Below are 6,696 nucleotides of genomic sequence, written 5' to 3' on the forward strand. Positions count from 1 at the left end.
CGCCACAGGAGCAGCCGGCGCGGCGACGGGAGGCGTCGCGGCCGGCGCGGCCGCGGAGTCGCGGCGGGCGGCGCTGTCGGCCTTCACCGGCGTCGCGGGTGCGGGCGCGCCGGCCGGGGCCGCGGCACCCGGAGCGGCGGAGTCCGAGGCGAAGACGGGCACCTCGTATCCGGTGTCCGACACGGCGGAGGCGGGCGGAGGCGCCATCGCCGAGTCCGACGGGCCCTGCTGCGCCTCGCGGGCGCGGGTCGCGTCGCGAAGCTCGCCGCCCTCGCTGCCGCACGCCACGCATCCCCACACCACCACGAACCCGCACGCACGCAGCGCTCGCCGCATCCTCATCTCCCGTTCTGGACCGATGCCGGCGCGGCGATCCGCTCCGCCCCGGCGTACACGTTGAAGCGGGCCTCGCGCAGGAAGCCCACCAGCGTCATCCCCGCCTGCTCCGCCAGCTCCACCGCCAGGCTGCTCGGTGCCGACACCCCGGCCAGCACGGCCACCCCGGCGCGCGCCGCCTTCTGCACCAGCTCGAAGCTGAGGCGCCCGCTCACCAGCACGACGCGGTCCGCCAGCGGCACCTCGCCCGCGAGCAGGGCGCCGCCGACGAGCTTGTCCATCGCGTTGTGGCGGCCCACGTCCTCGCGCACGCGCAGGAGATTGCCGTCCGCGTCGAAGAGCGCGGCGGCGTGCAGGCCGCCCGTGCGCTCGAACACCGCCTGCGACGGCCGCAGCTTCCCGGGCAGCGACAGCAACGTCTCCGGCGTCACCGAAACGTCGGAGACGATTCGCGGGCAGGGGGCGCCCGTCACCGCCTCGATGGAGGCCTTGCCGCACACGCCGCAGCTGCTGGTCGCGAAGAAGTTGCGGGCGAGCTGCGCCGGATCGAACGCGACGCCGGGTGCGAGGACGACGTTGACCACGTTGTAGCGCTGCTCGGCATCCACGCAGTACGAGATCGTCCCGATGTCCGCGCCGCCGCCGATCAGCCCCTCGGCGTAGAGGAAGCCGGCGGCGAGCTCGAAGTCCGCGCCCGGCGTCCGCATGGTCACGGAGACGCGGTGAGCGCGGTCGGAGAGGACGCGGCGGCCTCGCGCGTCATCCGCGCGGACGATGCGGATCTCCAGCGGCTCCTCGGTCGCGAGCACGTCGGTGCGGGTGCGGCGGACGGCCTCGCCGCCATCGAACGAGACCTGATCGACGGCGCGGCGGACGGTGCTGCCGGGGCGCGCGGTCATCCCGCGGCGGCCAGGTGCACGGCCCCGGACGGCTCGGCATCTACCGAAACCGGGACGAGCCGCTCGTCATCTCCCGTCACGCGCACGGCGGAGGTGGCGGGGACGACGGTAACGGGCACCATCTTGGACGCGGGCTGGTTGCTCTCGCGCGCCGTGCTGCCGATGGGGACGAGCACGTTCGCCTCCGGGAAGTACGCCGCCGCGCAGCCGCGGGGCACGTCGTACTCCACCGTGCGGAAGCGGGGTGCCATGCGCGGAACGCCGTCGGCCGCGTGGGAGTGGATGTCCACCTCCTGGCCCGGGACCAGGCCGCGCTCCGCCAGGTCGTCGCGGTGCATCAGGACCACGCGGCGGGCGCCCTCGATGCCGCGGTAGCGGTCGTCCATCCCGTAGATGGTCGTGTTGTACTGGTCGTGCGAGCGGATGGTGAACAGGCGCAGCTGCCCCTCGCCCAGGCGGATGTGCGGCGTGGGGACGGGGATGAGGCGCGCCTTGCCCGTGCCGGTGTTCCACTCGCGGTGCGCCGCGGCGTGGCGGAGCACGAAGCCGCCCGGCTGCCGCACCTGCGCGTTGTAGTCGCCGAACGCCGGGAGCACGCGGGCGATGCGCTCGCGGATGCGGTCGTAGTCCGCCACCAGCGCGTCCCAGTCGACGGTGGATTCGGGGCCCAGCGCCGCCTTCGCCAGCCCGGCGACGATGGCGGGCTCGCTCTTCAGGTGGGGAGATGCGGGGCGGTTCGACCCGCGCGACGAGTGGACGACGCTCATCGAGTCCTCCACCGTCACGAACTGCGGGCCGCCCGCCTGCACGTCCGTCTCCGTCCGCCCCAGGCACGGCCAGATCATCGTCTCGCGCCCCGCGGCGAGCGCGCTGCGGTTCAGCTTGGTGAGCACGAAGACCGCCGTCTCCACCTTCGCCAGGCCCGCGGCGACCAGGTCCGTATCGGGAGATGCGGAGAGGAAGTTGCCGCCCATCGACATGAAGAAGCGGATGCGGCCGGCGTTCATGGCGTGGATCGCCTCCACCACGTCCAGCCCCCGCCCGCGCGGCGCCTCGAAGCCGAACTCCGCGCCCAGCGCGTCCAGGAAAGCCGCCGGCGGCGCGTGGTCGATGCCTACCGTGCGGTCGCCCTGCACGTTGCTGTGGCCGCGCACGGGGCACACGCCCGCGCCCGGGCGGCCCACGTTGCCCTTGAGCAGAAGCAGGTTCGCACACGCGATCACGTTGTCCACCGCGTTCTCGTGCTGCGTGAGCCCCATCGCCCAGCAGACGATGGTCGCGCGTGAATTCACGTAGACGTCCGAAGCCTCGCGGATCTGCGCCTGCGACAGCCCCGTCTCCTCCTCGATCCGCGCCCACGGCGTGGCGTTCAGCGCCGCCGAGAGATCGTCGAAGCCGTCGGTGTGCATGCGCAGGAAGCCGTGGTCCAGCACGCGGCCGGGAGACGTGCGCTCCGCCTCCAGCACGTGCTTCATGATGCCCTGCAGCACCGCCACGTCCGAGCCCACCTTGGGCTGGAGGTACACGTTGGAGATGGGGCTGCCCGTGCCCGTGAGCGTGGCGCGGATCTCCTGCGGGTGGACGAAGCTCTCCAGCCCCCGTTCCCGCAGCGGGTTGATGCTCACGATCTTCGCGCCGCGGCGCCGCGCCGCCTGGAGCGCGCTGAGCATGCGCGGGTGGTTGGTGCCGGGGTTCTGGCCGATGACGAAGATGGCCTCGGCCTTCTCGAAGTCGTCCAGCTGCACCGAGCCCTTGCCCACGCCGATGGTGCGCTTGAGGCCGGTGCCGCTGCTCTCGTGGCACAGGTTGGAGCAGTCCGGGAAGTTGTTCGTGCCCAGCATGCGCCCGAACAGCTGGTACAGGAACGCCGCCTCGTTGCTCGTCCGCCCGGACGTGTAGAACGCCGCCTGGTCCGCATGGTCCAGCGACCGCAGCGCCTGCCCCGCCCGCGCGAATGCCTCGTCCCATCTCAGCGGCTCGAAGTGCTCCGCCCCCGCGCGGCGGATCATGGGATGCGTGAGGCGGCCCTGCTGCTCCAGCCAGTAGTCCGTGCGGGACAGCATGTCGGCGACGGTGTGGCGCGCGAACAGCTCCGGGCCCGCGCGCTTGCCGGTGGCCTCGTGCGCCACGGCCTTCGCGCCGTTCTCGCAGAACTCCGCGAAGGAGCGCTCGCGCGGCTCCGGCCAGGCGCAGCCGGGGCAGTCGAAGCCGTCCGTCTGGTTCAGCATCCGCAGCGCCTTCGTGCCCTGCACCAGCGACTTCTCGTGCCGCAGGTGGTGCAGCGTGCTGGCGAGCGCGCCCATGCCGCCGGCGGGGGCGTCGGGCGCGTGCGTGCTGGGCGGCGTCTCGGTCTTGCGCGGGCGGCTCGGGGGCATCGGCAACGCGGTGGGAAGTGCGGCTAAGGCTATGCTCGAAAGGTGCTTCCGCCGCCACGGAGCCGCAAGCCCCGGGCCCGCCATCTCCCGAACGGAGATCGTGTCCTCGCTTCGGTAGATGTGGATCGGCGGGCGGGCGGCCGCGTTTCGATCCACCTCCGTCCCTCCGTACGCCCGGCGCGCTGCGGCGGCGAGCCGCGGATGCGATGGGGCATCGGGGGATGCGCGGCACCGAACCGCGCGAATGCATCCCCGGTTCGAAGCAGAGATGGAGCAGAAGGCTGGGTTTCCGGTCGTGGGCCGACGTTGAATCGGATGATTCCTGACGCTACCCATCGGCGACACGGCCCGCCCGTCTCACGATGCCGGGCATCGGCGGACGGGGGAAGGTGCGGATGTGCGTAAGTACGGGCTGGCCGGGAGAGGCGGGAGATGGTAATCTCTCTTCAGACCCCTGCCGTGCATCTCGCCATCCGAACCCACGAGAGATCCCATGCGCTACCCCGTCCTCGCCCTCGTCCTGCTCGCCGGCTGCGCAGCTCCCGGCCCTGCCTCCGGCCCCGCCCCGTCCAGCGCCGACGTACAGCACAGCACCCGCATCGCCGCCGGTACCGGGGAGATCGAGATGATCACGGGCGGCGGCGAGCGGCAGGGTGTGCGCCGCGAGGTGATCGGCGCGTCGGTCGAGCAGATCTGGGACGCGCTGCCCGCCGCGTTCGAGGGCCTGGGCATCGAGTCCGGCGTGGTGGACGCGGCCGGCCACGTGTACGGCAACCCCGCGGCGCGCGCCACGCGCCGGATCGCGGGCCACGACGCCTCGTTCTACCTGGACTGCGGCCTGGACCCGCTCGGCACCAGGCGGGCGGACAAGGACGTGCTGCAGGTCACCGCGCTCGCCTACCCCGTCCCCGCCGGGCAGACCACGTCCACGCTGGTGGTGCAGGTGCGCGGCCTCGCCAGCCAGCCCAGCACGGGCACGCGCTCGGACTGCATCTCCACCGGCCGCCTGGAGCAGCGCATCGTGGAGGCGGTGAAGGCCGCGCTCCCGGCGGCGTGAGAAGCCGTCTCCCCGGCGTTCTACATCTGCTGAGGGAGTAGGAGCTGATTGACGGTCGTGGAGGAGGCGCGTGGGATTGCGGGACGGGCGGGGATGAGGAGCGTCGGAGCCAGCTCGCCATCCGGGGACGGAGGGAGCGTGGAAGGTCGATGAAAGAGCAGCGCCGCCAGACCTTGGGTCGGGCGGCGCTGCTGCTTGGGGCTGCCCTCCGACGAGGGGAGCGCTCAGTCGTGCTGCGGCGCGCCGGCGGAGCGGGGCGTGTCCAGCAGCGTCGCGTCCGCGTCGTGCGGGATGTGCAGGAGCGTGCCGTCGGGCGCATGGGCGTGGTCCAGGCGCGCGGGCTCGCCGGTGGCGTGGGCGACCGCGTCGGGCGCGGGGGCGGCGGTGAGCGCGGCCTCCACCGGCACGGCGGTCTCCGGCGGCTCCAGCGCGGTGCGCGGGCGCGCCGCGGGCGTCCCCGCCGGGCCGATGCCGTTCATCCCGTCCACCGGGTTCTGAAGCTCGGCGGCCACGCCGTTCAGGGCGCGCTTGAAGTCGCGGATGCCCTTGCCCAGCGACGCGCCCATCTCCGGCAGCTTGCGGGGGCCGAAGAAGATCAGGATGATGGCGAAGATCAGCAGCGTCTCGCCGAAGCCGAGTCCGAAGGGCATTGGCACTCCTCCATGGGAAATCGTGGCACCGGGCCCTGCCGCTGGCCCGCGCCGGGACTGTTACTCCGCTTCAGGGGCCAGGTGCCCCCGCGCGCCCGTGGCGCGAACCGCTGAATCTACCCGCCCCTACCTGACGCCGCGATTACGCCGTGCGCGAGAACGGCGCCGCAAGATGCGGATCGCCCGCCGCGGTGTGTCGCCGTCGTCGTCTCCGCTTCGAATCGGCAGCGCATCCTCCATCTGCGTACACGTCGCTACGAACGATGACGACCTCCGCCGATCCCCGAGGCATCACGCCACCGCCGGTCTCGCGCGGCGCGGGAGGACGAAAGGCAGCAGCAGCGCGGCCGCCAGGGTCAAAGCCGCTCCCACGCCGAACGCCGCGGCGGAGCCGTTAGTCTCCCAGACGAGGCCGAAGATCACGCTCGCCGGCAGCGCGCCCAAGCCGATGGCGAAGTGGTACGCGCCGAACGCGCTCCCCCGCAGTCCTTCGGGGGCGAGGGAGGCGACGAGGGCCTTCTCCGGTGCCTCGGTGAACCCGAAGAAGAGGCCGTACGCCAGGAAGAGCGCCCAGACGTGCCACGCCTGTGCCGCCACGGCGAACCCGGCGTACACCGCCGCGTACGTCGCCCAGCCGGCCACGATGGCCAGCCGCGGACCGGCGCGGTCGCTCAGCCGGCCGCCCACGACGCTGAACGCCATCTTGCTCACGTGCAGCGCCGCCCACAGCAGCGGGATGAGCGCCACCGCCACGCCCAGCTGCCGGGCACGCAGCAGCAGGAACGCGTCCGACGCGTTGCCGAGGGTGAAGAGGAAGAGGACGGAGAGGTATCGCGGCAGCGCCGGCCCCAGCTCTCGCAGGCGCGGCAGCGGCATGGCGGCGCCGCGATTTCCGCCGGACGAGGGACGGGGATCGCGAACCTTCCACACGAGCGTGGCGAGCGTCACCAGGCCGGGCACGACGGCCAGCCCGAAGATGAGGCGGTAGCGGCCGGGCAGCGCCAGCAGCAGCCCCGCGGCCATCAGCGGCCCGATCACCGCGCCCGCGTGGTCCGCCGCGCGGTGGATGCCGAACGCGGCGCCGCGGCGCTCCGGCGGCACCGACTCGGCGAGAAGGGCGTCGCGCGGGGCGGAGCGCATCCCCTTCCCCACGCGGTCGGCGAAGCGGATCGCCAGCACCTGCCACGCCGCCGTGGCCGCGCCGATCAGCGGCCGGCCCAGCGCCGCCAGCGCGTAGCCGCCCACCATCAGCGGCTTGCGGCGCCCGAAGCGGTCCGCGATCCACCCGCTCGCCAGCTTGAGCAGGCTGGACGCGCTCTCCGTCACGCCTTCGATGGCGCCCAGGAAGGCCGGCCCCACGCCAAGCACCTGCGTGAGGA

General features: G+C 73.2%; 6 protein-coding genes. 1 reads left to right on the forward strand and 5 read right to left on the reverse strand.

The genetic code is table 11. The features are described 5' to 3' along the window. From VFE05_05000 to VFE05_05010, 3 genes are all read right to left on the reverse strand, one after another. A partial coding sequence (locus tag VFE05_05000; GenBank protein HET6229416.1) for a hypothetical protein occupies positions 1-336 on the reverse strand: 336 nt, incomplete at its 3' end. Between the two features lie 2 nt (positions 337-338). Continuing rightward, positions 339-1,235, reverse strand: a complete 897-nt coding sequence (gene fdhD, locus VFE05_05005) for a formate dehydrogenase accessory sulfurtransferase FdhD (GenBank protein HET6229417.1) — start codon at positions 1,233-1,235, stop codon at positions 339-341. Next, on the reverse strand, positions 1,232-3,610 hold the full coding sequence (locus VFE05_05010; protein ID HET6229418.1) for an FdhF/YdeP family oxidoreductase: 2,379 nt from the start codon (positions 3,608-3,610) through the stop codon (positions 1,232-1,234). The genes fdhD and VFE05_05010 overlap by 4 nt, the downstream gene beginning before the upstream one ends. Positions 3,611-4,103: 493 nt before the next feature. Between VFE05_05010 and VFE05_05015 the strand changes: the two genes are divergently transcribed. Next, positions 4,104-4,667 (forward strand): hypothetical protein, encoded by a 564-nt coding sequence (locus VFE05_05015; protein ID HET6229419.1) that lies wholly within the window; start codon positions 4,104-4,106, stop codon positions 4,665-4,667. Between the two features lie 224 nt (positions 4,668-4,891). On the opposite strand, the gene VFE05_05020 is transcribed toward VFE05_05015, so the two are convergent. Both VFE05_05020 and VFE05_05025 read right to left on the reverse strand, forming a co-directional pair. Beyond that, entirely contained in the window at positions 4,892-5,317 is a 426-nt protein-coding gene (locus tag VFE05_05020; GenBank protein HET6229420.1) for a twin-arginine translocase TatA/TatE family subunit, read from the reverse strand. Positions 5,318-5,608: 291 nt separating this feature from the next. Next, the coding region (locus tag VFE05_05025; protein ID HET6229421.1) for an MFS transporter at positions 5,609-6,696 on the reverse strand (1,088 nt) is incomplete at its 5' end.

The organism is Longimicrobiaceae bacterium, from assembly GCA_035696245.1.
In the GTDB taxonomy this organism is placed as follows: Bacteria; Gemmatimonadota; Gemmatimonadetes; order Longimicrobiales; family Longimicrobiaceae; genus DASRQW01.